This window comes from Parendozoicomonas verongulae, assembly GCF_009711465.1.
GTDB lineage: Bacteria > Pseudomonadota > Gammaproteobacteria > Pseudomonadales > Endozoicomonadaceae > Sansalvadorimonas > Sansalvadorimonas verongulae.
On the sequence record NZ_SMME01000576.1, the window covers coordinates 653 to 944 of the forward strand.

At 46.2% G+C, this 292-nt stretch carries 1 protein-coding gene; it reads right to left on the bottom strand.

What is annotated here, in order from left to right; translation table 11 throughout:
* Nucleotides 1-231 (bottom strand): hypothetical protein (locus tag E1189_RS24790; protein ID WP_230459978.1); only part of this gene is annotated, 231 nt, incomplete at its 3' end.
* Between the last annotated feature and the right edge of the window lie 61 nt (nt 232-292).

A 292-nucleotide genomic window follows, 5' to 3' on the forward strand; every position in this document is an offset into this window, starting at 1 on the left:
AGTAATGGCTATAACCTGAGGTGAATGAGCGCCCAGGCGATTACAGGCCCAAGTGAGTATCTTGACTATGGAATATTGCCAGTCGTCGCGTCTGGCTAAGCCTCTCTGGACCATTTTTTCGTGTAAGTCCAGAAGCTCTTGCAACACAATATCAACAGGTTGATCCGCACGAACCAAACCATTTACCGTCACAGCGAGTGGACTATGGGAACCAAACCAGTTGCCCAACAAAGAACAACTTTTGATATTCTCGTTAACCCTGCTTTTTAATAACTCACACCCCAGGACAAAG